The sequence below is a fragment of the Pseudonocardia sp. NPDC049635 genome, assembly GCF_040659795.1.
Taxonomy (GTDB): domain Bacteria; phylum Actinomycetota; class Actinomycetes; order Mycobacteriales; family Pseudonocardiaceae; genus Pseudonocardia.
This window is the reverse complement of record NZ_JBFAON010000004.1, coordinates 172,413-195,385: the sequence shown is the minus strand read 5'-3', so window position 1 is coordinate 195,385 and position 22,973 is coordinate 172,413. Positions and strand designations below refer to the sequence as shown.

24 protein-coding genes are annotated in these 22,973 nt (G+C 72.4%); 9 read left to right on the top strand and 15 right to left on the bottom strand.

Annotation, left to right across the window (positions count from 1 at the left end; translation table 11 throughout):
- Positions 1 to 62: 62 nt before the first annotated feature.
- Both AB0J24_RS07570 and AB0J24_RS07565 read right to left on the bottom strand, forming a co-directional pair.
- Positions 63 to 1,247, bottom strand: a complete 1,185-nt coding sequence (locus tag AB0J24_RS07570; RefSeq protein WP_358676975.1) for an acyl-CoA desaturase — start codon at positions 1,245 to 1,247, stop codon at positions 63 to 65.
- A gap of 133 nt (positions 1,248 to 1,380) precedes the next feature.
- Complete coding sequence (locus tag AB0J24_RS07565; RefSeq protein WP_358676972.1) at positions 1,381 to 2,442, bottom strand: ferredoxin reductase; 1,062 nt, start codon at positions 2,440 to 2,442, stop codon at positions 1,381 to 1,383.
- Between the two features lie 88 nt (positions 2,443 to 2,530).
- Here AB0J24_RS07565 and AB0J24_RS07560 point away from each other — a divergent pair, with 88 nt between their 5' ends.
- Positions 2,531 to 3,358: a MerR family transcriptional regulator gene (locus tag AB0J24_RS07560; RefSeq protein WP_358676969.1), complete on the top strand. Its 828-nt coding sequence runs from the start codon at positions 2,531 to 2,533 to the stop codon at positions 3,356 to 3,358.
- A gap of 10 nt (positions 3,359 to 3,368) precedes the next feature.
- On the opposite strand, the gene AB0J24_RS07555 is transcribed toward AB0J24_RS07560, so the two are convergent.
- The 10 genes from AB0J24_RS07555 to AB0J24_RS07510 form a co-directional block, all read right to left on the bottom strand.
- Complete coding sequence (locus tag AB0J24_RS07555; RefSeq protein WP_358676967.1) at positions 3,369 to 4,472, bottom strand: glycerophosphodiester phosphodiesterase family protein; 1,104 nt, start codon at positions 4,470 to 4,472, stop codon at positions 3,369 to 3,371.
- Positions 4,473 to 4,566: 94 nt separating this feature from the next.
- A complete protein-coding gene (gene dapA, locus AB0J24_RS07550) occupies positions 4,567 to 5,445 on the bottom strand; it encodes a 4-hydroxy-tetrahydrodipicolinate synthase (RefSeq protein WP_358676964.1) in 879 nt (292 codons plus the stop codon).
- Positions 5,446 to 5,531: 86 nt separating this feature from the next.
- Positions 5,532 to 6,308, bottom strand: coding sequence for a hypothetical protein (locus AB0J24_RS07545; RefSeq protein ID WP_358676961.1), 777 nt, complete (start codon positions 6,306 to 6,308; stop codon positions 5,532 to 5,534).
- A 69-nt stretch (positions 6,309 to 6,377) separates the two neighbouring features.
- The gene (locus tag AB0J24_RS07540) at positions 6,378 to 6,905 is read right to left on the bottom strand and encodes a GNAT family N-acetyltransferase (RefSeq protein WP_358676958.1); all 528 of its coding nucleotides are present in this window, start codon (positions 6,903 to 6,905) and stop codon (positions 6,378 to 6,380) included.
- Complete coding sequence (gene ndk, locus AB0J24_RS07535; protein ID WP_358676955.1) at positions 6,902 to 7,312, bottom strand: nucleoside-diphosphate kinase; 411 nt, start codon at positions 7,310 to 7,312, stop codon at positions 6,902 to 6,904. The genes AB0J24_RS07540 and ndk overlap by 4 nt, the downstream gene beginning before the upstream one ends.
- Positions 7,313 to 7,363: 51 nt before the next feature.
- Positions 7,364 to 7,774: a DUF4233 domain-containing protein gene (locus tag AB0J24_RS07530; RefSeq protein ID WP_358676952.1), complete on the bottom strand. Its 411-nt coding sequence runs from the start codon at positions 7,772 to 7,774 to the stop codon at positions 7,364 to 7,366.
- Positions 7,771 to 9,531, bottom strand: coding sequence for a folylpolyglutamate synthase/dihydrofolate synthase family protein (locus tag AB0J24_RS07525; protein ID WP_358676949.1), 1,761 nt, complete (start codon positions 9,529 to 9,531; stop codon positions 7,771 to 7,773). Before AB0J24_RS07525 ends, AB0J24_RS07530 begins: the two co-directional genes overlap by 4 nt.
- A 4-nt stretch (positions 9,532 to 9,535) precedes the next feature.
- A complete protein-coding gene (locus AB0J24_RS07520; RefSeq protein WP_358676946.1) occupies positions 9,536 to 12,172 on the bottom strand; it encodes a valine--tRNA ligase in 2,637 nt (878 codons plus the stop codon).
- Between the two features lie 136 nt (positions 12,173 to 12,308).
- Positions 12,309 to 12,866 carry a hypothetical protein gene (locus AB0J24_RS07515; protein ID WP_358676943.1) on the bottom strand — a complete coding sequence of 186 codons (558 nt, stop codon included), beginning with the start codon at positions 12,864 to 12,866 and terminating at the stop codon, positions 12,309 to 12,311.
- Positions 12,863 to 13,327: a MarR family transcriptional regulator gene (locus tag AB0J24_RS07510; RefSeq protein ID WP_358676940.1), complete on the bottom strand. Its 465-nt coding sequence runs from the start codon at positions 13,325 to 13,327 to the stop codon at positions 12,863 to 12,865. Before AB0J24_RS07510 ends, AB0J24_RS07515 begins: the two co-directional genes overlap by 4 nt.
- An 82-nt stretch (positions 13,328 to 13,409) precedes the next feature.
- Here AB0J24_RS07510 and AB0J24_RS07505 point away from each other — a divergent pair, with 82 nt between their 5' ends.
- The 8 genes from AB0J24_RS07505 (at position 13,410) to AB0J24_RS07470 (ending at position 20,370) form a co-directional block, all read left to right on the top strand.
- The gene (locus tag AB0J24_RS07505) at positions 13,410 to 13,739 is read left to right on the top strand and encodes a rhodanese-like domain-containing protein (RefSeq protein WP_358676937.1); all 330 of its coding nucleotides are present in this window, start codon (positions 13,410 to 13,412) and stop codon (positions 13,737 to 13,739) included.
- Positions 13,740 to 14,515: 776 nt separating this feature from the next.
- A complete protein-coding gene (locus AB0J24_RS07500; protein WP_358676934.1) occupies positions 14,516 to 15,727 on the top strand; it encodes an aminotransferase class I/II-fold pyridoxal phosphate-dependent enzyme in 1,212 nt (403 codons plus the stop codon).
- The gene (locus AB0J24_RS07495; protein ID WP_358676932.1) at positions 15,724 to 16,227 is read left to right on the top strand and encodes a DUF6190 family protein; all 504 of its coding nucleotides are present in this window, start codon (positions 15,724 to 15,726) and stop codon (positions 16,225 to 16,227) included. Before AB0J24_RS07500 ends, AB0J24_RS07495 begins: the two co-directional genes overlap by 4 nt.
- Positions 16,224 to 17,060: a dihydrodipicolinate synthase family protein gene (locus AB0J24_RS07490; protein WP_358676929.1), complete on the top strand. Its 837-nt coding sequence runs from the start codon at positions 16,224 to 16,226 to the stop codon at positions 17,058 to 17,060. Before AB0J24_RS07495 ends, AB0J24_RS07490 begins: the two co-directional genes overlap by 4 nt.
- Positions 17,057 to 17,914, top strand: a complete 858-nt coding sequence (locus tag AB0J24_RS07485) for an iron-containing redox enzyme family protein (RefSeq protein WP_358676926.1) — start codon at positions 17,057 to 17,059, stop codon at positions 17,912 to 17,914. The genes AB0J24_RS07490 and AB0J24_RS07485 overlap by 4 nt, the downstream gene beginning before the upstream one ends.
- On the top strand, positions 17,911 to 19,206 hold the full coding sequence (locus tag AB0J24_RS07480) for a methyltransferase domain-containing protein (RefSeq protein WP_358676923.1): 1,296 nt from the start codon (positions 17,911 to 17,913) through the stop codon (positions 19,204 to 19,206). Before AB0J24_RS07485 ends, AB0J24_RS07480 begins: the two co-directional genes overlap by 4 nt.
- On the top strand, positions 19,203 to 19,949 hold the full coding sequence (locus AB0J24_RS07475) for a DsbA family protein (protein WP_358676920.1): 747 nt from the start codon (positions 19,203 to 19,205) through the stop codon (positions 19,947 to 19,949). Before AB0J24_RS07480 ends, AB0J24_RS07475 begins: the two co-directional genes overlap by 4 nt.
- Positions 19,942 to 20,370: a PPOX class F420-dependent oxidoreductase gene (locus AB0J24_RS07470; RefSeq protein WP_358676917.1), complete on the top strand. Its 429-nt coding sequence runs from the start codon at positions 19,942 to 19,944 to the stop codon at positions 20,368 to 20,370. The genes AB0J24_RS07475 and AB0J24_RS07470 overlap by 8 nt, the downstream gene beginning before the upstream one ends.
- Before the next feature lie 60 nt (positions 20,371 to 20,430).
- Here the strand turns inward: AB0J24_RS07470 and AB0J24_RS07465 are convergent, their stop codons facing one another.
- From AB0J24_RS07465 to AB0J24_RS07455, 3 genes are all read right to left on the bottom strand, one after another.
- The gene (locus AB0J24_RS07465; protein WP_358676914.1) at positions 20,431 to 21,990 is read right to left on the bottom strand and encodes an alkaline phosphatase D family protein; all 1,560 of its coding nucleotides are present in this window, start codon (positions 21,988 to 21,990) and stop codon (positions 20,431 to 20,433) included.
- 98 nt (positions 21,991 to 22,088) lie between these two features.
- Positions 22,089 to 22,313, bottom strand: coding sequence for a hypothetical protein (locus AB0J24_RS07460; RefSeq protein WP_358676912.1), 225 nt, complete (start codon positions 22,311 to 22,313; stop codon positions 22,089 to 22,091).
- Complete coding sequence (locus AB0J24_RS07455) at positions 22,310 to 22,966, bottom strand: alpha/beta hydrolase (protein ID WP_358676910.1); 657 nt, start codon at positions 22,964 to 22,966, stop codon at positions 22,310 to 22,312. The genes AB0J24_RS07460 and AB0J24_RS07455 overlap by 4 nt, the downstream gene beginning before the upstream one ends.
- Between the last annotated feature and the right edge of the window lie 7 nt (positions 22,967 to 22,973).

Here is a 22,973-nt window from a genome sequence, read left to right as displayed (position 1 = left end):
GTCACGACGGCGTCGACAGCTTCCTCGACCGGGTCCCGGCACACTGAGTGGGTCCGGCCGGCTCAGCGCTTCCCGTTCGGCAGCGCCAGCCGGTTGATCGTCCCCAGAACCTGGAGGTACTGCTTCCACAGCGGCCCGCTCGTGTACTCCAGCCCGTACTCCTCGCAGAGCGACCGGACCTCGGGTGCGATCTCGGCGTAGCGGTTGCTGGGCAGGTCCGGGAACAGGTGGTGCTCGATCTGGAAGCTGAGCTGGCCGGTCATCAGGTGGAAGAACCTGCCGCCGTCGAGGTTCGCCGAACCGAGCAGCTGCCGGACGTACCACTCGCCGCGGCTCTCGTCCGCCAGCTGTTCCTCGTCGAACTGCACCGCACCGGCCGGGAAGTGCCCGCAGAAGATCACCGCGTGCGACCAGACGTTGCGCACGACGTTCGCGGTCAGGTTCCCGGCCAGCACCGGCAGGAAGAACGGGCCGGCCAGCGCCGGGAACGCCAGGTAGTCCTTGAAGATCTGCCGACCGGCCTTGCGGCCGATCGACTTGACCTGCTGCCACACCCGCGACCAGGGCTTCTCCCCCGCGACGACCTTCTCGACCTCCAGGTCGTGCAGCGCGACCCCGTACTCGAAGAACAGGCTCAGCAGGAAGTTGTAGAGCGGGTTGCCCAGGTGGTAGGGCGTCCAGCGCTGCTCCTCGGACAGTCGCAGGATCCCGTAGCCCACGTCGCGGTCCTTGCCGACGACGTTGGTGTAGGTGTGGTGCAGGTAGTTGTGCGAGTGTTTCCACTCCGCCGAGGACGAGACGTTGTCCCACTCCCAGTTCGACGAGTGGATCTTCGGATCGCGCATCCAGTCCCACTGGCCGTGCATGACGTTGTGCCCGATCTCCATGTTCTCCAGGATCTTGGCGATCGAGAGCATGGCGGTGCCGGCGATCCAGGCCGGGGGCAGGACGCCGGCGAACAGCAGCGCGCGACCGCCGATCTCCAGCGCGCGTTGCTTGCGGATGACGTCGCGGATGTAGGCGGCGTCGGACGCGCCGCGCTCGGCGAGGACGCGGTCCCGGATGGCGTCGAGCCGGCGGCCCAGCTCCTCGATCTGCTCGGCGGTCAGCCGGGTGGTGGCCACCACGTCCTCGCGCCTGCTGGAGGGGACGAGCTCCAGGACCGGCCGCTGGGGCTGCCGGACCAGGCCGGTCTCCTCCGGGCCGGGCTCGGGGCCGGTGACGGGGGTGTCGAGCGTGGCGGTCATGGCGGACCTCCTCGGGTCGTTGGGATGCCGGGCCGGACGGTCCGGGCTCCGGTGACGATCGGTGGTGCGGGCCGGTGGGCCGGCCGCGGGCGGGACCGGTCTGCCGCACGCGGCGGCGGGTGCGGTCCGCGCCTCAGCCCAGGTCGAGGCGGGCCGGGCCACAGGCGGAGTTGATGCAGGTCTGGACCAGGTCGCCGGGCTCGCCGTGCGCCTGCCCGGTCCGCAGGTCGCGGACCCGGCCCTCGCGCAGCGGCAGCACGCAGCCGAAGCAGATGCCCATCCGGCAGCCGCTGGGCATGATCTTCCCGGCGGACTCGCCCGCCTCCAGCAGGCTCTGGCCCGGCGCCACCTCGACGGTGCCGTCGCCGAGCTCGACGATGCCGCCGGTCCCCTCGCTCGCCCGCGCGGGCGGGGTGAACCGCTCGACGACGACGTCGTCCCAGGCCTCGGTGAGGGCGTCGAGCAGCCCGTCCGGGCCGCAGGCGTACACGGTGCGCGCGGCCCGGTCGGGGACCGCGGCGTCCAGGCTCGCCGGATCGAGCCGGCCGGTGACCCCGCTGTGCCGCAGTACCACCCGTAGCCACGGGTGCCGGGCGGCGAGCCCGGTGAGCTCGGCGGCGAAGATCGTGTCCGCCGGTGTGCGGGCGCTGTGCACGAGCACCGTGTCGGGCATCGGGCCGGCGCCCGCGTCGAGGGTGCGGAGCATGCTCATCACCGGGGTGATCCCGCTGCCCGCGGTCACGAACAGCAGCTTCGGCGGGAGCGGATCAGGCAGGGTGAAGGTCCCGGCCGCCTGCTCCAGCTCGACGACGGTGCCGATCGGCAGGTCGCGGACGAGCGTGCCGGAGACCACCCCGCCCGGCACCTCCTGCACGGTGAGGGTGAGGTACCCGGCACCCTCCGGCGAGGAGAGCGAGTAGGTGCGGCGGTGCCGCACCCCGTCGACGTCGATCCCGATCCCGACGTACTGGCCCGCCCGGTGCCCGGCCCACGCCCGGCCGGGTTCGATCGTGACCGACACGGCGCGGCCGGTCTCCCTGCGCCGCGCCACGACCCGGCCGCGCAGCGACGTCGTCGACCACAGCGGGTCGAACAGGGTCAGGAAGTCCTCGGGCAGCAGCGGCGAGGTGAGCGCGCTCGCGGCGGCCAGCAGGCGCCGGGGCCGGCCGGGTGCCGTAGCAGCGGAACGAAACATGACATCAACTCTGCACAACTTGATGTCACATAGCAAGACGCAACGGTCGATCGCTTGTGTCACATCGGGTACTGCTACGGTCTGTGTCATGGTGGACGAGGACGCCGACCTGCAGGGTTGGCGCACCATCGACGAGCTGGCCCGCGCCAGCGGAGTCACGGTGCGCAACATCCGCGCATACCAGTCCCGCGGCCTGCTCCCACCGCCCGAGGTGCGGGCCCGCACCGGCTACTACGGGCCGGGCCACGCCGCCCGGCTCGAGCTGATCAAGGACCTGCAGGACGAGGGCGTCAAGCTCGACACCATCAAGAAGCTGCTCGACACCACCGGCGGCTCCACCGAGCAGGTGGTGCAGTTCATCCGGACCGTCCGGGAGCTGTTCGCCCCCGAGCCCCGGCAGATGGTCCACCTGGCCGAGCTGGCGGAGCGGTACCAGGCGACCGACACCGGCCTCGCCAAGCGCGGGGTCAAGATGGGCCTGCTGCGCGAGGTCGGCGAGGACACCTACGAGGAGATCAGTCCGCGGCTCATGACCGCCGCGGCCGAGCTCACCGGCCTGGGTATCCCGATCAACCGCTCGCTCGACGTCGTCGAGCAGGTCCGCAAGCACGCCGATGCCGTCGCGAAGCTCTACGTGGACCTGTTCCTCGGCGAGATCTGGCAGCCCTTCGACGCGTCCGGGCGTCCGGACGACCAGTGGCCCCGGGTCTACGAGACGATCGAGCGGCTGCGCCGGATCTCCGGTGAGGTCATGATCGCCGTGCTGGAGCTGGCCGTCGCCGAGCGGGTGGACGTCACCTTCGGTCGCGACATCGTCCGCAACGTCCGCACCACCAGTGCCGGGCCGACCCGGCCGCCCGAGGACGACCCGGCGGCGCCCGAACCCGACGCCGGGCCGCCCGGAACCCGGGACTGACGACCCTCGATCACGACCCCGGGGCCGGCCGCGGGGCGGGCAGGGGCAGCCCGCGCCGCTCGAACAGCCACCGCGCCCGGTCGGGGGCGTCGGTGATGATCCCGTCGACACCGAGATCGAGCAGCGCGTCCATGGTCGGCACGTCGTTCGGCGTCCAGGGGATCACGGCCAATCCGGCGTCGTGCGCGGCCCGCACCATCTCGGCCGTGGTGAACGGCGTGTAGTCGGGTGCGGTGACCGCCGCCGACTGCGGGGTGCCGTGCACCGGGGAGATCGCCGCCGCGTCGACGGTGCGCGCCGCCGCGACCAGGGCGGTCGCCGGGTCCGGACCGAGATCGTCGGCGTCCAGACCGTTCAGCCACGGCGACGCACCCGGCTCGCCGAGCTGCAGGAAACTCTCGTTCATCAGGAAGATCCGCTCCAGTTCCGGTGCGACCTCCCGCATCCGGGCCAGCGCGGCCAGGTCGAAACTCTGGATGGTGGTCCGGTCGGCCACCCCTGCGCTGCGCACCTGCGCGGCGACGACCTGAACGAACTCCTCGCGGGGCGCCGTCTCCTCCGGTGCCGCCGCCTCGACCTTGGTCTCCACGTTGAACCGGACGTCGTCGGCGCCGTACTCGCGTGCCAGCGCGAACACCTCGGACAGCTCCATCATCCGCGCGCCCGGCGACAGCTGCTGCGCCGGGTGGGCGGGCCGGCGCACCGAGCCGCAGTCCATCGTCCGCAGCTGGGCGAACGTCAGGTCCTTCACGTACTTCCCGACGTAGGGGAACTGTGGATCACCCGGCACCGCGGGGCCGGTATCGGTGCACACCTCGTCGCTGACCTGCCGGTCATGGGTGACGACGGCGCGACCGTCCCGGGTGATCTGGACGTCCAGCTCCAGGGTGTCGACACCGAGCTCCAGCGCCGTCCCGAAGGACAGCCGGGAGCTCTCCACCGCGAGCGTCGCCCCTCCGCGGTGGGCCTGGAGATCGACCGGCTCCCGACCGCCCGCCGATGCCGCAGCCGGTTCCACCGCGTCGGACCTGGCCAGGGCGACCGGCACCGGTCCGGCGAGGGTGATCGCGAGCATCGCGGGGAGCAGGACGGTGAGGACTCGACGGGCACGCACGGGCGGCGACGCTAGGAGCGCCCGGTGTCCGCCGCGTCGACGGCGGGACACGTCCCGGCGTCCGGCATCCGGCGGGCCGGTGTCAGGACCGGGATCAGGACAGCAGGCCGGCCGTCCGCAGGGCGGCCCGGACGTCCTCGTGGTGCCACTCGTCCAGCGGGACCAGCGGCAGCCGGATACCGCCGGGCATCAGGCCCAGTTCGGCGAGCGCCCACTTCACCGGGATCGGGTTCGGCTCGGAGAACAGCGCGGCGTGCAGTCCCGCGAGATCGGCGTCGAGGGCCGACGCGGTCTCGGCGTCCCCGGCGACGGCCGCCTTGCACATCCGGGCCATCGGCTCCGGGGCGACGTTCGCCGTCACCGAGATGTCGCCGTGGAAACCGGCGAGCATCGAAGCCCGGGCGGTGCCGTCGTCGCCGGAGTAGAGGGCGAAGTCGTCGAGCCCGAGCGCGACCAGCTCGCGCACCCGGTCCAGATCACCCTTGGCCTCCTTGAGCCCGACGATGTTCGGGATCTCGGCGAGTCGCGCCACGGTGGAGGGGAGCATGTCGCAGGCCGTCCGGCCGGGCACGTTGTAGAGGTACTGCGGGATCGAGACGGTCTCGGCGATCCGCTTGAAGTGCTGGTAGAGACCCTCCTGCGGGGGCTTGTTGTAGTACGGCGTGACCAGCAGCGCACCGTCGGCACCCGCTGCGCGGGCCGCCCGGGTGAGATGGATCGCCTCCTCGGTGGAGTTGGCGCCGGTCCCGGCGATGACCGGCACCCGGCGGTTCGCGACGTCGATCGTGCGCCGCATCACCTCGGTGTGTTCGAGGACCGAGAGCGTCGACGACTCACCGGTCGTGCCGACCGAGACGATCGCGGACGTACCGGCGTCGATCTGCCGTTCGACGAGCTCACCGAGCGCGGAGTGGTCCACCTCGCCGTCGTCGTGCATGGGGGTCACGATCGCGACGATGCTTCCGGTGATCATGGGCGAGCCTCCTGTACCTCTGCCGTAGCGGCCCGACGGTAGCAAGTACCAGGGAGGATTCCAGCGGGTAACGGGGGCCGGACGGTTCAGCCGAACGCGAGCCGGGCGGGCTCGACCGAGCGGCCGATGCGGCGTGCGGCCTGCAGCACGACCAGCACGGCGGCGATCGCGGCGACCAGCACGACCGCGATCGGGCGGTCGTTCGCCGCGATCCCGGCGAGCGCCCAGACCACGGCGGCGGCGAACCCGGCGAACCCGGCCGTCGTCCCGATCACCGACAGCGCCACCGCGGTCAGCAGCACCAGCAGCAGCACCGCCGCCGTCTGCGCGAGGGCACCAGCACCCGGCAGCCCGACCGCGACCCCGGCCGCCATCAGCCCGAGCAGCAGCGCACACGACGCCCAGCCCAGGTACAGCGCGACCGGCAACCGGAAGGCGAGCCGCTCCGTCCAGCCCTGCGCGGTCTCCCGGGACAGCCGCGCATAGGTCACCCCGAGCACCACGACCAGCGCGATCAGCACGAGCTGGGCGGTGACCACCCAGCCGTTGGAGAAGGCCAGGATCCACAGCGGGTTCAGCACCGCCGACGCGGCGAGCCACCAGCCCACCCGGCGGTGCACCGCGCGCCCACGCTGGGTCGGCAGCAGCGCGTACCCCGCGTAGGCGAGGAACCCCAGGTAGATCAGACCCCAGATGGAGAACGCCCAGCCCGCCGCGAGCAACGGGGTGTCGTAGGCCCTGGCGACCTCCCCGACTCCGGATCCACCGAACGCGGAGACCAGCACCTGCACGATCGCCAGTGCCGCCACGACCACACCCCGGACGAGGTCCGCGGTGGTCGGGCGGGGGGTGAGCACCGTCATCCGCACATGGTGAACCCCCGCCGGCCGGTCTGCCATCCGGCCAACGGGCGTCACACGATCATCAGGTGGTCAGGCGGTCAGCGACCGCACGAAGAGGTGGACGTCGCGGACGTCGCCGGCGGAGAGCCGCACGCCGCGCGGCAGCAGCCCGTACTCGGCGAACCCGCGAGCGGCGTAGAACGCGGGCAGCGGGGTCCCGCCGCGGGCGCCGAGCGTGAGCATCTCGACACCCATCTCCCGCGCGTGCTCGGCGGCCGCCTCCAGCAGGACGGTGCCGAGCCCTCGGCCCTGCAGGCCCGGCCGCACCATGAGGCGCTGCACGTCCGCCCGGTGCGCGGCGATCCCGGTGCCCCGGGCCAGGAAGACGGTGCCGTCGGGGGCGGAGCCGTCGCCGAGCACGATCATCCACAGGACCCCGGCCCGGACCCGGTCGATCGTGGCCGCGGCCAGTTCCCGGATCTCGGCCGGATCGGAGCCCGGCACGAAGTCGACCGCGCCACCGGCCTCGGTGACGGCGATCCAGAGCTCACCGAGCCCACGGGCGGCGTCAGCGGGCGGGTCGACGATCCTGCGCGGGACGCCGACCTGCACGCTCACAGGTTCGGGAACCAGAGCTTGATCTCCCGGCCGGCCGACTCGGGGGAATCCGAGCCGTGCACCAGGTTCGATCCGGTCTCCAGGGCCAGATCACCCCGGATGCTGCCCGGGGCCGCCTTCTCGACCGGGTCGGTGCCACCGGCCACCTGACGCCAGGCGGCGATCGCCCGCGGGCCCTCCACGACCGCGGCGAGCACCGGGCCGGAGGTGATGAAGGAGATGAGCTCCTCGAAGAAGGGCTTGCCGTCGTGCTCGGCGTAGTGCTGGGTGGCCAGCTCGCGGTCGACGGCGCGCAGGTCGAGTGCGACGAGGTCGAGACCCTTGCGTTCGATGCGGGAGACGATCTCCCCGACGAGCTTGCGCCGGACCCCGTCGGGCTTGACCAGGACGAGAGTGCGTTCAGTCACGTGCGCCAGGGTAACCACGGCCGGTGACGGCGCCGGACCGGGTGCCGCGGGCTACTCCTGCTGCTGCGACGGGAGCATCCCGGCTGCCATCCGCCTGGCCACCTCGCGGCGCATCCACACCAGGATCGCCCAGACCACCACGAACGCGAACGCGACGATCGCCAGCGACGGCAGGAACACGAACGCCGCGACCACCAGCAGGACCTGCAGCACCAGCGCCGCGTTCAGACCCCACGGCCGGCGCTGCAACCCCGAGGCGACGATCATCGCCACCGCCAGACCGATGATCACGCCGACGCCGAGCGCGGTGGATCCGCTGCCGAAGCGGGGCAGCACCAGCAGCGCCAGCAGCACCACGATCGCCTCGAGGATCAGCGTCGCCGCGAACACTCCGCGCGCGCCCTTCATCGGATCGGTCGGCGGCGGTCGCACGCCCTCGGGGACGCCCGGGATGTCGCTCATTCCGGCTCCTTGCCGAACAGGGCGCGGGCCTCGCCGGCCGTCACCACCGAACCGGTCACGACGACACCGACACCCGATCCACCGGCCTCCTCGGCCAGCTCACCGGCCTGGTCGATCGCCAGCTGCAGGGAGGGCTCCACACTGACCCGGTCGGCGCCGAACACCTCCGCGGCCAGCGCCCCCAGCTCGTCCGCGTCCATCGCACGGGGCGATGCGTTCGCGGTGACCACGACCTCGTGCAGCACCGGTTCGAGGCCCTGCAGGATGCCCCGCGCGTCCTTGCCCTGCAGCACGCCGATCACCCCGACCAGCCGGGTGAACCGGAACTCCGAGGTCAGCGCGGTGGCGAGGGCCGCGGCCCCGGCCGGGTTGTGCGCGGCGTCGAGCAGCACGGTCGGCACGTCGGGGCCGCCCTGCACCGGCTCCAGCCGCCCCGGGGAGCGTACCGAGGCGAACGCCGCGCGGACCGCGTCCGAGTCCAGGGGTTGCGCGGTACCCGCTCCCACGAGTGCCTCGGCGGCGGCGAGTGCGATCGCCGCGTTCGACGCCTGGTGCTCACCGTGCAACGGGAGGAAGACGTCGTCGTAACGGCCGGACAGGCCCTGCAGTTCGAGGCGCTGACCGCCGACGGCGATCTCCCGCTCGCGGACGCCGAACTCGGCGCCCTCCCGCGCGACCTGCGCGCCGACCTCGGCGCAGCGCTCGATCAGCACCTCGGCGACCCGCTTGTCCTGTGCTGCGAGGACCGCGACCGAACCGGCCTTGATGATCCCCGCCTTCTCCCGGGCGATCGCCACGACGTCGTCGCCGAGGTACTCGGCGTGGTCGACCCCCACCGGCAGGACGACGGCGACGTGCGCGTCGGCCACGTTGGTGGCGTCCCAGCGGCCGCCGAGGCCGACCTCGATCACCGCGGCTTCGACCGGCGCGTCGGAGAACGTCGCGAACGCCATCGCGGTGAGCACCTCGAACTTGCTCAGCTGCGGGTTGGCGCCCCGCTTCGCGTCGAGCAGCTCGACCACCGGCTCCACCTCGCGGTAGGCGGCGACGTAGCGTTCCGGGCTGACCGGCCGGTTGTCCAGGTTGATCCGCTCGGTGGCCCGCTGCAGGTGCGGGCTGGTGTAGCGGCCGGTGCGCAGGCCGACCTCGGTGAGCAGCGCGTCGATCATCCGCGACGTGGAGGTCTTGCCGTTCGTACCGGTCAGGTGCACCACCGGGTATCCGCGCTGCGGCTCGCCGAGCGCGTCGCACAGCGCCTGCATCCGGTCCAGGGAGGGTTCCATGACCGACTCGGGCCAGCGCCGGTCCAGCGCCGCGTCGACCGCGAGGAACTCCGCGTAGCCGGCGACGGTGGACTGCGCGGGCACCACGTCCGGGTCCTCGCCGCCGCGGATCTGGTCCAGCACCGCCGCGATCACGGCCTCCTGGGCGTCCTTCTCCGGCGCGTCGGCGGGCTCCGCGCGGGCCGCGGCATCGGGCCGGTCGCCGCCCCCGGCGGGCGTCGCCCCGGCGCCGGCGCGTTCCGTGTCGCCACCCGTGTCCCAGTCGGCCGTGTCCCTGCTGCCCGTGTCCCTGCCGCTCCCGGTTCCGGTGTCACCGCCGGTACCGGCGTCGCCCTCGTCCGGGTCGGCGGAGGCCGGCTCAGGATCGGCCTCCTCCCGGCCGAAACCGCCCTCGGCCCAGCGGTCCCCGCCGTAGGTCGGCGAGTCCTCCTCGTCGAACTGGTCGTAGGTGTACCGGTCGTCGCGGGGTGTCACGCGCTCAGGCCTCCGGCAGCGCGGCCAGCCGCGCTGCGATCCGCTCGATGTCCGCCAGCGCGGTGGCGTGCCGCGCACGGATCCCGTCGACCACCTCGGCCGGGGCCTTCTCGGTGAACTTCGGGTTGTTCAGCTTCTTCTCCGCCTGGTCGCGTTCCTTCTCGGCGGCGGCCAGGTCCTTGCCGAGCCGGGACCGCTCCGCCGCGACGTCGATCGCGCCCGAGGTGTCCAGCTCCACGGTGACCGGGCCACCGGTGGTCACGACCTCGAACGCCGCCGTCGCGGAGAACTCCGGCCCGGCCTCGTCGAGCCGGTTCAGGAAGCGGACCGCCCGCTCGTGCGCGGTCAGCCCCGCACCGGACAACCCGACCAACCGAGCCGCGACCGACCGGCGGTCCGGCAATCCCTGCTCGGTCCGGAACCGCCGGATCTCGGTGATCACCTTCTGGATGTCGGCGATCCGGTCGTTGGCGGCCCGGTCCACCGGCGCCCCGGTGTCCGCCGCGGTCGGCCAGGCCGCTGTCACGACCGTCTCCCGGCCGGTGAGCGCCGTCCACAGCGACTCGGTGACGAACGGCACGATCGGATGCAGCATCCGCAGGAGCGCGTCCAGCACGTGGCCGAGCACCGCGCGGGTCCCCTCGGCGGTGGCCTCGTCGTCGAGCTGGGTCTTGCACAGCTCCACGTACCAGTCGGCCAGCTCGTCCCAGGCGAAGTGGTAGAGCCCCTCGGTGGCCTTCGCGAACTGGTAGGCGTCGAGCAGCTCGTCGGTCTGTTCCCGGACCTCGGCGAGGCGGCCGAGGATCCAGCGGTCGGCGTCGGTGCGGGCCCGCTCCGTGGGCAGCGGCAGGTCCGGGTTCGCGCCCTTCGACAACGCGAACCGGGTGATGTTCCACAGCTTCGTGGTGAAGTTGCGGGACCCGGCGACCCACTCCTCCGACAGCGACATGTCGGTGCCCGGGTTGGAGCCTCGGGCGATGGTGAACCGCAGCGCGTCGGCGCCGTAGGAGTCGATGAGCTCCAGCGGGTCGATCACGTTGCCCTTGGACTTCGACATCTTCTTGCCGTGCTCGTCACGGATGAGCCCGTGCAGGTACACGTCCCGGAACGGGGTCTCGCCCATCGCGTACGTCCCGAACATCATCATCCGGACGACCCAGAAGAACAGGATGTCGTAGCCGGTGACCAGCACCGAGTTCGGGTAGTACGCCGCCAGGTCCGGGGTGTCGTCCGGCCAGCCGAGCGTGGAGAACGGCCAGAGCCCGGAGGAGAACCAGGTGTCCAGGACGTCGGAGTCCTGCCGCCAGCCCTCCCCGGACGGGGGCTGCTCGTCCGGCCCGACGCAGACGACCTCGCCCGCCGGGCCGTACCAGACCGGGATCCGGTGGCCCCACCACAGCTGACGGCTGATCGTCCAGTCGTGCATGTTGTCGACCCAGTCGAAGAAGCGGCGCTCCTGCTCCTTGGGGTGCAGGGTGGTCGCTCCGCTGCGCACCGCGTCGCCCGCGGCCTTGGCCAGCGGCTCGACCTTCACGAACCACTGCAGGCTCAGCCGCGGTTCGATCGGCACCCCGGTACGCGAGCAGTGTCCGACCGAGTGCAGGTAGGGCCGCTTCTCGGCGACGATCCGCCCCTCGGCGGCGAGTTCGGCGCGGATCGCGCGCCGGGCCTCGAACCGGTCCATGCCGTCGAACCGGGTGCCCGACCCGGCGATCGTGCCGGTCTCGTCCATGATCGTCGGCATCGGCAGGCCGTGCCGGCGGCCGATCTCGAAGTCGTTCGGGTCGTGCGCCGGGGTGATCTTGACGGCGCCGGAGCCGAACTCGGGGTCGACGTAGTCGTCGGCGACCACCGGGATCCGCCGGCCGGTGATCGGCATCTCGATCTCGGTGCCGACCAGGTGCCGGTAGCGCTCGTCATCGGGGTGGACGGCGATCGCGGTGTCACCCAGCATCGTCTCGACCCGGGTGGTGGCCACGACGACCGACGCGTCGCCGTCGCCGTAGCGCATGGAGACCAGCTCGCCCTCGACCTCGGCGTGGTCGACCTCGATGTCCGAGATCGCCGACCGCAGGGCCGGCGACCAGTTGACCAGGCGCTCGGCCCGGTAGATCAGCCCGTCGTCGAACATCTTCTTGAACACGGTGGCGACCGCGCGGGACAGTCCCTCGTCGAGCGTGAAGCGCTCACGGGACCAGTCGACGCCGTCGCCCAGGCGCTCCATCTGACCGAGGATCGCCCCGCCCGACTCGGCCTTCCACTCCCAGACCTTCTCCACGAAGGCCTCCCGGCCGATCGCGTGCCGGTCCGGCTCGCCGGCGGCCGCCATCCGCCGCTCGACGACGGACTGGGTCGCGATGCCGGCATGGTCCATCCCGGGCAGCCACAGCGCGTCGAAACCCTGCATCCGGCGGCGACGGGTCAGCACGTCGATCAGCGTGTGGTCCATCGCGTGGCCCAGGTGCAGGCTGCCCGTGACGTTCGGCGGCGGGATGACGATGCTGAACGGCGGCTTGCCCGACGCCGGATCGGCCCGGAAGTAGCCGCGCTCGACCCAGCGGCGGTACATCTCGCCCTCTACCTCGCCGGGGGTCCACTTGGCGGGCAGTTCGGCAGTACGCGCTTGCAGGGTCTCGGTCACATGTCAAGTCTACGAGCCGCCACCGACAGTATTCCGGCCCGGGTTCGGGTGCCGGCGGGGCACCACGAGGTGCCGCGGGTCGCAGCGGTCGGGGATCGCGGCGGCCGGGAACCGCCGCAGCCGGGGACCACCGCGGTCACTCGCCCCGCGGGTCGCTCCACGCCGGCAGGAGGACCGCCCAGGCCCTCGGCCACCCGGTCGAGCGCGCCGCCGAACCGTCCCGGAACGAGTCCGGGTCGATCGTCCTGATCTGTCCCGACGACGGCTCGTAGAGCCGCCATCGGCCGTCCGTACCGGCATCGAGCACCAGCACCCAGTGCCGGGGCAGCCGTCGTGAACCGACCAGCACCGGAACCGGGCGCCCGGCGGCGGCCACCCGGCCGAGCGCCGCGCGGGTGGCCGGGCGGACCCGGAACCGCCCCGCGGACGGCGCGTGGCGGTGCAGCCAGGCCCGCATCCCCCACGGCGTCGTGCCGAGCGCCCGCGGCCAGAACCGGTTCGCCTGCCGGTGCGCCAGCCGCTGCGCCGCCGGGAACCGGGCGCCGACCGCGCCGGGCCAGCCGGCACCGGTGAGCGCGGCCGTCACCACCAGCACCGACGGCCCGCACGACACACCGTCCACCTGGCGGCCGAGCACCGTTCCCGGCCGCAACCCGCCCGCCCGGTACGCCGGCCCTCGCTCCCCGACGCTCACCGGGACGCCCGGCCCGGCAGCGGCTCGTCGGCGGGCCGTCCGGCCACCCGCATCAGGGCCCGGCGGAGCACGTCGGCCTCCCCGTCCTCCAGGTGCGAGACGAAGTGGGTGTGGATGCTCTCGAGATAGACCGGTGCCGTCGCGCGCAGGGCCGACCTGCCCGCCTCGGTGATGACGGCCCAGCTCACCCGCCGATCGTCGGGATCCGGCCTGCGCAGGATCAGGCCCTCCTGGACCATCTCGTCGACCAGCCGGCTCACCCTGGTCCGGCTGAGCACCACCCGCTCGGCCAGATCCTGCATCCGCAGCCCGCCCTCGGCGTGACGCAGCTCGAGCAGCACGTCGTACCAGCTGAGCGAGACCTGCCCGCGACGCAGGACGTCACGCTCGATCGCCCGCACCGCGGCACTGTGCGCGAGCAGCACGGCCCGCCACGCCGCAACCCCCGCCTCATCGGCCATGCGGCAACCCTAGCCCCTTGCGTGCGTGCGCACGCGTCCATAGAGTGCGTGCGTCCGCACATACGATCGGGGAGGTCGGCAGATGATCCGTATGGTTCGTCGGGACGAGGTCAGAACCAGGATCGACGCGGGGCGGACGATCGTGGTCGAGGCGCTTCCCCCGGAGTACTTCCGCAAGGGGCACCTGCCCGGGGCACTGAACATCCCGGTCGACGAGGTCGACAGCCTGGCCCGCACGCTCCTGCCGAACCGGTCCGCCGAGATCATCGTCTACTGCGCGAACTCCGCATGCCGGAACTCCGCCACGGTCGCGCGCCGGTTGAGCGCCATGGGATACACCAACATCCTCGACTACGACGAGGGCAAGGACGACTGGATCGACGCCGGCCTGCCGACCGAGCCCGGGGACTAGCCCGATCGGCACCCGGCGCGCGCCGCGTGCTCCCGGAGGCCCGTCGAGCCGCGGGCGGAGCGGGGCCGCCGCGCACGGTCCCGGGCGCACCCGGTGAGCGGGTCGGGCCTCCGGGCCGGCGACCGGCTCCCCCGCCGGGTTCGCCACCACCGTCGAGCGGCGCGCACCGTCGTGAATGCCCGCCGCCTCACGAGCGGACCCGGGCGAGCTCGGCAGCCGGACACGAACCTCGCCCCGAGCGAACGGGCCGGACGGGCCGGACGGGGTGCACACGATCGGAACCGGCGACGGTCGGCACGAGTGGGCGCCGACACCGTGCGCGCACCACGCCCGCCCGGGAATCGCCGACACCTCCGTCGAACGTCGACGGATTCGTGCAACGGTTTCGCAAGTTCCCGGATATTCACTCCGACGTTCGGTCGCCCCGCATTCGTCCGCCCCGTGGCCGATGACATGCCTACTGAATTGATCACTTGCTTGCTCCTGACCCCTATGGCACGCTCGAACGCGCGGACTCCGGTCCGTTTCGGGGGGAGGGAATGCACTGCGGGCGCCATCGCCCATTCACGGGTCGTATTCCTTCGTCGGGCTGCAGTCCGCTCGACGAATTCTGGCCGTCCTGTACCCGGCCCCACCGGCCGACCGGTCCCATCTCTTCCACGACGCGTCCCGTCGACGCCCTCACCTCATCTCTCCACGGCCGACCGGTCGCGGCCCGGGTACGACACCGGGCCCGTGACCGGTCACGGCCGGTCACCGATATCGACGGAGCTGCCATGCACGCGAACCGGACGTCACCAGCCGATCCCCCGGGGATCGCGGAACCCGACGGACTTCCGGTTGATCTCACCCAGCACGAGATCGCCGCCCTGCGCACCCGCTTCAACCTGGCGGACGCGCACACCCACCAGGGGCAGTCCCCCGGCCAGGAGCGGATCGTCGCCGATCTCCCGCAGATCTGGCACGAGGCCGAGTCCGCCTTCCAGGCCACCTGTGAGAACGACTTCGTCGACGCCTTCTTCCGGCTGCACGGCCAGCACCGGGCCCGGTGGATGCAGAGATCGATGCTGTCCTACGCCGCCTCTGTGGCCACCGTGGTCGTCGGCACCTACCTGCGCAGGCACCGGCTCACGGTCGCGCTGATCGAGCCGTGCTTCGACAACCTGCACGACGTGCTGACCGACCAGGGTGTCCCGCTGCACCCGCTCGACGAGGCCGCGCTGCACGACCCCGACCACATCTACAAGTCGTTGCGCCGGCGGGTGCGGACCGACGCCCTGTTCCTGGTGGACCCCAACAACCCCACCGGCTCCAGCCTGCTCGCCCACGGCACGCGTGGATTCGAGGAGGTCGTGCGGTTCTGCCGGGACCACGACATGCTGCTCGTGGTGGACTTCTGCTTCGCCGCCTTCACCCTGTTCGACCCGATTCTCGACCGGTTCGACGTCTACGAACTGCTGGAGCGCTCCGGGGTCCGCTACATCGCGATCGAGGACACCGGGAAGATCTGGCCGACACAGGACGTGAAAGCTGCACTGATCACTGCGAGCCGTGACATCCAGGCCGAGATCTACAACATCAACACGAGCGTCCTGTTAAATGTGTCACCATTCGCGCTACGGATACTCACCCGCTACATCGAGGACTCCGCGGCAGACCGGCTCCTTTCGGTCCGACGCGTTCTCGACACCAACCGGGACGAAGCCCGGAAGGCGCTCGACGGGTCGTTCATCGAACTGACCGAACCGGTGGCGAACATCAGCGTCGCGTGGGCGAGGATCACGCACCCCGAACTGACCGCGACCGAGCTGCAGCGACGGCTCGCCCTCGCCGATGTCCACGTCCTCCCCGGCCGGCACTTCCACTGGAGCGATCCCACCCGGGGCGAGTCGCACATCCGGCTCGCGCTCGCCCGGGAGCCGGAGACGTTCGCCAGCGCGATGGCCCGGATGCGCGAACTGATCGACCGGGACGACCCACGGCCGTGACAGCTCCGGACTACGTCGACGCCGCACTCTTCCTCGGCATGCACAGCACCGACGACCGGCTGCGGATCGCGTGCAAGTCGTTCTTCACCGCCCGGGTGGACGCCCGGCTGGTCATGAGCATGGAACAGATCGGCCGCTGCGACGACACGATCTGGGGCCTCGACCGCGCCCTGCAGGACGCCTACTACCCGTTCATGGACAACCTGCACACCATGGTGGACATCCACCGCCCCGCCTACGACGAGGCAGACGTCCGGCGAGGCCTGTCCAACCCGCTCTGCCGGCGGTTCCCCACGCACGAGCGGTTGCTCCTCGGCATGGTCATGCGGCGTGAGGGCCGGTTGACCTCGGCCAGCCCCCGGCTGGTGCGGCATCGTCGGGCCTGCCTCCCGGTGCACCCGCCGGACCCGGTCACCGGTCCGGAGCCGTGCTTCCCGACACCGCTCGAGCAGCTCTACCAGGAGTCGCTCGTCGTCCGGCTGCCCCGGGAGGTCCTGTGAACCACCCCGGCCCGCCACGGTGGCTGACCGGCGTCGTGGCCGCGCTCGTCACGCCGCTCACCGGGCGCGGCACCGTCTCCGACGACTCGGTCGGCCGACTGATGGCGTCGCTCAAGCCGCACGTCGACGCGGTGCTGCCGACCCTGAGCAGCGGGGAGGGCGCACTGCTCGGCCGGCGGCAGTGGCGGGACATGGTCGCGGCGACCGTCCGGTACGCCGGGGACCTTCCGGTGGTCGCAGGCGTGCTCGCCCCCAGCACCGAGATCGCGCTCGGCCGGGCCCGCGCGGCCCGCCGGGCCGGGGCCAGGGCGGTCGCGGTCACGGTCCCGCCCGAGGCGCGCGTCTCCCCGGAGGCCACCTACCTGCACTTCGCCCAGCTCGCCAGGGCACAGCTGCCGGTGGTCGTGTACCTGGAGCCGGTGTTGTCCCCGACCACACTCGACCTGGACCTCGTGCACCGGATCTGCCGGATCCCGGCGGTCGTCGGGATCAAGGACTCCGCGGGCGACCCGGAGTTCACCCGCAGGCTCGTCGAGTCCCGCCCCGGCGTCCGGGTGTTCCAGGGGCTCGAGCACTTGGTGGGCAGGGTCGCCGGCGTGGACGGTTACGTGCTCGCGCTCGCCAACGTCGAGCCCGAACTGTGTGCCGCGCTCGCCAGGGACCCGACCTGCCCGGTGCTCACCGGCCGCCTGACGGCGGCCCGCGCTCGGTACGGGCTCGACGGCCCCGACTTCGTCCGTCACCTCAAGACCGAGCTCCATCGACGCGGAGTGCTCGTCTCCGCGGCCGGTGGAGCGGCCATCGCGACCCCGGTGGAGGGGAATCGTCCATGAGTGCACTGTCCGAACCCATGGCTGTCACGGCGGCGCCGCCGCAACGGCCACAGCAGATCCTCTTCGAGCTGAACCGTTCCCTCCCCACGGCGGCGAACCTCACGGCGATCGAGCGCATCGAGGCGCAGTGGATCGTGCCCCACGTCGAGCGGCTGACCAGGGCCACCAGCCCGGTACGTTCGCGTCGCGAGTGGCTCGACCTGCTGCACGCCCTGCTCGACGAGGAGCGCTCGGGCAGCGATGCCGGGCGCTACCTCGCGGAACAGTCGACCCGGGCCCAGTTCACGCACGTCGTGCGGGAGTTCGCGCTGGACGGGCTGACCGAGGCGCAGAACTTCTTCCCCGCCGTGCCGCGGCTGCCGATCCGGGCCCAGATGGCCATCATGCGCGTGCTGATCGACGAGTTCGGCTGCGGCAACATCATGCAGGCCCACTCGATGCTCTACGCCGACCTGCTCACCGAGCTCGGGCTCCCCTGCTCGGTCGACGACTACATCGCGTCCACCGAGGACGAGACCTACCGGTTCCTGAACTCGTTCTACTGGCTCGCCCTGCGGGCGCCCCGGATCGAGTACTTCCTCGGCGCCCTGGCCTACCTCGAGTCGAGCATCCCGAACGCCTTCCGGGTCCAGGCCAGGGCCTGCGAGCGGCTGCGGATCGCCGGGGGCCGCTACTACACCGAGCACCTGCACATCGACACCTTCCACACCGAAGAGCTCCAGGTCGCGATCCGCGAGGTCGAGAAGGTGGACGGGCTCGACGCCACCCGGCTGTGGGTGGGCGCCCGGTTGCTCTCCGGCCTGCTCGACGACGCCTTCGAGGCCGCCGTCGACCGGGCACGGACGCTGTCGTGATCCCGGAGCCCTCCATCGAGGAACTGCCCGGTGACCGGTTGCGGATCCGGGTGGACGGTCGGGAGATCGTCATCGACGCGTTGTGCCCGCACCGGCTGGGCAGGCTGGTGCACGGCCATCTGAACCCCCGGGCCCTGCGGCTGACCTGCCCGTTGCACCGGACGACGTTCGACCTCACCACCGGCTGCCCGGTCGCCGGTCCCGGGACCCGGCGCCTCACCATCCATCGGACCGGGGTACCCGGTCAGGAGTACCGGGCCGAGCAGGTGTGGCTGCCCGCATCCGAACGGCTGCTGGAGTGGGGCCCCGAGTTCCACGACCTCCTCCTCGGTGACGTGCTGCGGGTGACCGCCTTCCGGGCGGCCGTCCTCGACACGGTCCGCGCCGGGGACACCGTGCTCGACCTGGGCACCGGGACCGGGATCCTGGCCCGCTGGGCACTGGAGGCGGGTGCGGCCACCGTGTACGGCATCGAGCGGGACCGGCAGGTGCTGACCGACGCCGCCCGGCGGCTGGCCCGTGCCGGGTTCGGCCCGGACCGCTTCGTGCCGGTGCCCGGGACCTCGTTCGACGTCGAGCTCCCCCGCCGGGTGGACGTCATCGTCTCGGAGATCCTCGGGAACCTGACCGACAACGAGAACTGCGTCGCGATCCTCGCCGACGCCCGTCACCGGTTCCTCGCGCCCGGCGGCCGGATGATGCCCCTGCACTCGGACACCCACCTGGTCCCGGTCGACGCCGGGAACGCCCACCACCAGGTCGGCCGATCCGCCCCCGCGGACGCGGTGTCACGGTCCCGGTTCACCGAGGCCCTCACCGCGACCGGCGTGCTGAGCCCGTTCGACCTCTACTACGACACGATCGTGCCGCGGAGCTGCCAGCTGTCCGCCCCGCAGGTCGTACGGCGTCACGACCTCGAGACCGCCCGGACCGCACCGGAGTACTCGGTGGCGCTCGGGTACCGGGCGACCCGCGCCGGCACACTCACCGGGTTCAAGGGCTGGTTCGCCGCGCAGCTGTCCCCGGCGGTCGGCCTGGACATCTCCGGTGACGACATCGAGAGGCGTGCCACCTCGGACAGCTGGAAGCACTGCTACCTGCCGATCACCGATCCGATCCCGGTGCGGGCGGGCGACCTGATCTCGGTCCGGTTCGGCCGGATGGCGCTGCCCGGCCGCGACGGAACCGGGCAGAGCTACAGCTGGCAGGGCACGGTGGCCTCGCGCGGCCGGACGGTGGCCACGTTCGCCCAGGGCACCCGCCTCCTCCACCGGGTGGCGGGTCGCCGGTGACCGGATCGGTGCCCCCTCCCCCGCCCGGTGACCCGCGGTTGTCCGCGGATCCCGGCACCGTCACCATGTTCGCCGACCTGAACTGCTCGTTCGCGCACGTCGCGGTGCACCGGCCGCACACCACCCGGACCCGGTTGCAGCTGGACGGGGTGGTCACGTTCGACATCCGTGCGTTCCCGCTGGAGCTGTTCAACCGCGAGGTCAACTCCCGGCCCGGGGTGGACTCGGAGACCTCGGTGCTGGGCGCCGTCGAGCCGGGCGCCGGCTGGCAGCTCCGGCAGGGCCCCGACTGGACCTACCCGGTCACCACACTGCCCGCGCTGGAGGCGGTGCACGCGGCCAAGGCCCAGTGCTGGGCGGCCAGCGAGCAGCTGGACCGAGCGCTGCGCCGGGCGTTCTGGCGGTACGGGCGGTGCATCTCGATGCGGCACGTGGTGCTCGACGTCGCGGCCGAGACCGGGGTGGTGGACGTCCCGGCGCTGGCACTGGCACTCGACGCCGGCACCGCGCGGGCCGCCGTGATGGGTCAGTACGACGCAGCCCGCGACGGCCGGGTGCTGTGCAGCCCGCACCTGTTCCTGCACGACGGCACCAACAGCGCCAACCCCGGCATCGAGGCACGCTGGTGCAACGGCGGTTTCGGCGTCGGGCACCCCGTGGTCGACTCCGACCGTCCGGCGATCTACGAGGAGTTGCTCACCCGGGCGGCCACGCTCGCGGGTCTAGCCTCGCACGATGAGTGAGACCACCCTGACCCCCGAGATCGTCGCGTTCCTGAACCACGGCACCCGCACCGGCATGCTCGGCTGGACCGGCCGGGACGGCCGCCCGCTCGTCGCGCCGGTCTGGTTCCTGGCCGAGGAGGGCGGGCTCATGTTCAACACCGGGGCCGGCACAGCGAAGGGCCGGGCGATCACGCGTGACCCCCGGGTGGTGCTCACCGCGGACCTCCCGGCGCCGCCCTACGCGTTCGTGCAGGTCCAGGGAATCGCCGGGACCAGTGACGATCCCGACGAGCTGCTGCGCACCGCGACCGCGCTCGGTGGCCGCTACATGGGCGCGGACCGGGCCGAGGAGTTCGGCAGGCGCAACGGGGTGCCCGGTGAGCTCGTCGTCCGGGTCCGGCCGACGAAGGTCATCGCCTCGCTCGACGCCACCGCCTGAGCCCTCGGCCCGCCCCGTCGCACCCGGGCTGCACGTGAGGGCGGAAGCAGAGCGCGCCCCCTACGACGGGGTCAGCGTCCGGCTCCAGAGCGAGCCACCGGTCTGGTCGCGCAGGTGCACGGTCAGGGCGGAGCCGTCCCCGGCCACGTCCAGCTCGCCGAAGTGCTGGAACCCCTCCAGCGGGGAGGCGCCGGCCCGGTCCGGCCCGCGCACGAACTCCGCCCGCGGACCGAAGGTCGGGTCCAGCTCGTTCGGCCCGAACGCCCCGGCATGCAGCGGCCCGGACACGAACTCCCAGAAGGGGTCGAAGTCGTCGAACGCCGCCCGGTCCGGGGAGTAGTGGTGGGCCGCCGTGTAGTGCACGTCCGCGGTCACCCACACGACGTTGCGCACCCGCCTGCGCTGCAGCGCCGCGAGCACCCCGGCGATCTCCGACTCACGTCCGCGCGGCGGTCCGGGGACGCCGTTCGCGACGGCCTCCCAGGCGGTGTCACCGTCCGGCACCAGCACGCCCAGCGGCATGTCCGACTGGATGATCTTCCAGGTCGCCCGGGACGACGCCAGCGCGTCCACCAACCAGCGGGCCTGCGCCTCGCCCAGGATCGGCTCGGCCCGGCCGTCGTTGGTGGTGTTGGGGCCCCGGTAGGAACGCATGTCGAGCACGAAGACCTCGGCATGCGGCCCGAACCTCAGGTTCCGATAGATCCGGCCGTCGACGGCCGTGCGCGGGTCGAGGGGCTGCCATTCGTGGAACGCCCGGAACCCGCGCGCGGCGAGCACGTCCACCCGCTTCTCGGTGTAGCGCTCCCCCACCTCACCGTCCAGGATCTCCCCGGGATACCAGTTGTTGGTGACCTCGTGGTCGTCCCACTGCACGATCTGCCCCACCGTCGCCGCGTACCGGCGCAGGTGCTCGTCGAGCAGGTTGTAGGCGTACTGCCCGCGGAACTCGCGGAGGGTCTCGGCGACCTTGGCCTTCTCCGGTGTCATCTCGTTGCGCCACACCCGGCCGTCCGGGAGCGCGACGGTCTCGCTCAGCGGTCCGTCGGCGTAGACGGTGTCGCCGCAGTGCAGGAACAGGTCCGGTTCACGATCGGCCATCGCGGAGAAGATCTGCATCCCGCCGTGGGCCCGGTCGATGCCCCAGCCCTGCCCGACGACGTCACCCGACCACTGGATCCGCACCGGCTCACCCGGTCCGGGGCCGGCACAGAACACACCGGTCGTCGGTTCGCTTGCCAGGCCGTCGTCGAGGGACTCGGCGGTGACCCGGTAGTGCACCCGTCCGGTGCCCGTGGGCACCCGCAGCTTCCCGGTGAGGTCGCTGTCCGGGGTCAGCGACGGCCCGGTCAGGCGGCGGGCCCGCCGGAACTCCGGGTTGTCCGCGATCTCGACCACCATCCGGGACGGGCGGTCGGCGCGGGTCCACACCAGGCCGGAGCCGGGCCGGACGTCACCGGCCTGGACCCCGTGGCTCAGGACCGGGCGACCGGAGCGGACCAGCGCCGGTGTCGCCGGCGCGGTGGCGGGCAGCGCCAGGCCGGCGGCCACGGCGAGACCGCCCCCGGCGGCGGTACGGAGCAGGGCGCGTCGGTTCAGGAGCTGTCGTTCGGCTGGCACGGGCACCGATGATCACCCGTTCGCGTCATCGGGTACCGACGTCCGGGCTACGGACGAATGAACTCTGCGTACCCATGGGTGGCTCCCGGCCGCCCTGATCACCCGGTCACGCGGGGATGCCGGACCCGGTGCGTCGAGGTCGCGTCCGGGACCGACAGCGCGTCGTCGTCCTCGATCGGGAGCTCGGCCGGGTCGAGGTGCGGGCACGACGGGCGTCGTGCCCGGCATCGGCGATGTCGTCGGCGTCGGGCGCCGGTCACCGACGACGTCCCGTCGTGCGCACCTGCCGGGCCGGTGTACCCGCGGTCGTCCGGTTCGTTCATGCCGAGAGGAAGGGACGCAGGATCGCGGCGAGTTCGTCGGGATGGGTCAGGGGCGCCATATGGGCGGCACCGGGAACCGTGCGAATGCTCGTGGGGGCGGGTCGTTCGGCGAGGCGGTCGAGCCAGCCGCGCGGGCAGAGCCGGTCGCGGTCTCCGCGGACCAGCAGCACCGGGTGCTCCAGCGCGGGCAGCATCTGCTCGATCCGGTGCCTGCGGGACCGGTCGAGGGCCCGGACGAAGCCGGCCAGGCCACTGTGGGCGTAGTCACGCAGGAGCTGGGGTACCTGGTGGAGCGGTTCGCCACGGACCGTGCGGACCCAACGCCGGACCATGGACGCCCAGGACCGGGCCGCCGGGTCGGTGGTCGGTCCGACCAGCACCAGCGCGGTGACCCGGTCGGGTGCGGACCGTGCGGCCTCGACGACGACCTGGCAGCTCGCCGAGTGTCCGAGCAGGGCGACCGGACCGGTGCCGAGGTCGTCGAGGTGGCCGAGCAGCCGCTCCGCGGACGTGGCCGGGTCGAGGGCGGTACCGCGCCGCGCCGGGGCGCCGAACGCCGGCAGCGCGACCGCGGCGGTGCCCCGGCCGGGCCCCAGCCGGCTCAGGGTGGGCGCCCAGCCCTGGACCGAGAGCCCCAGTCCGGGCACCGCCACGATCTGC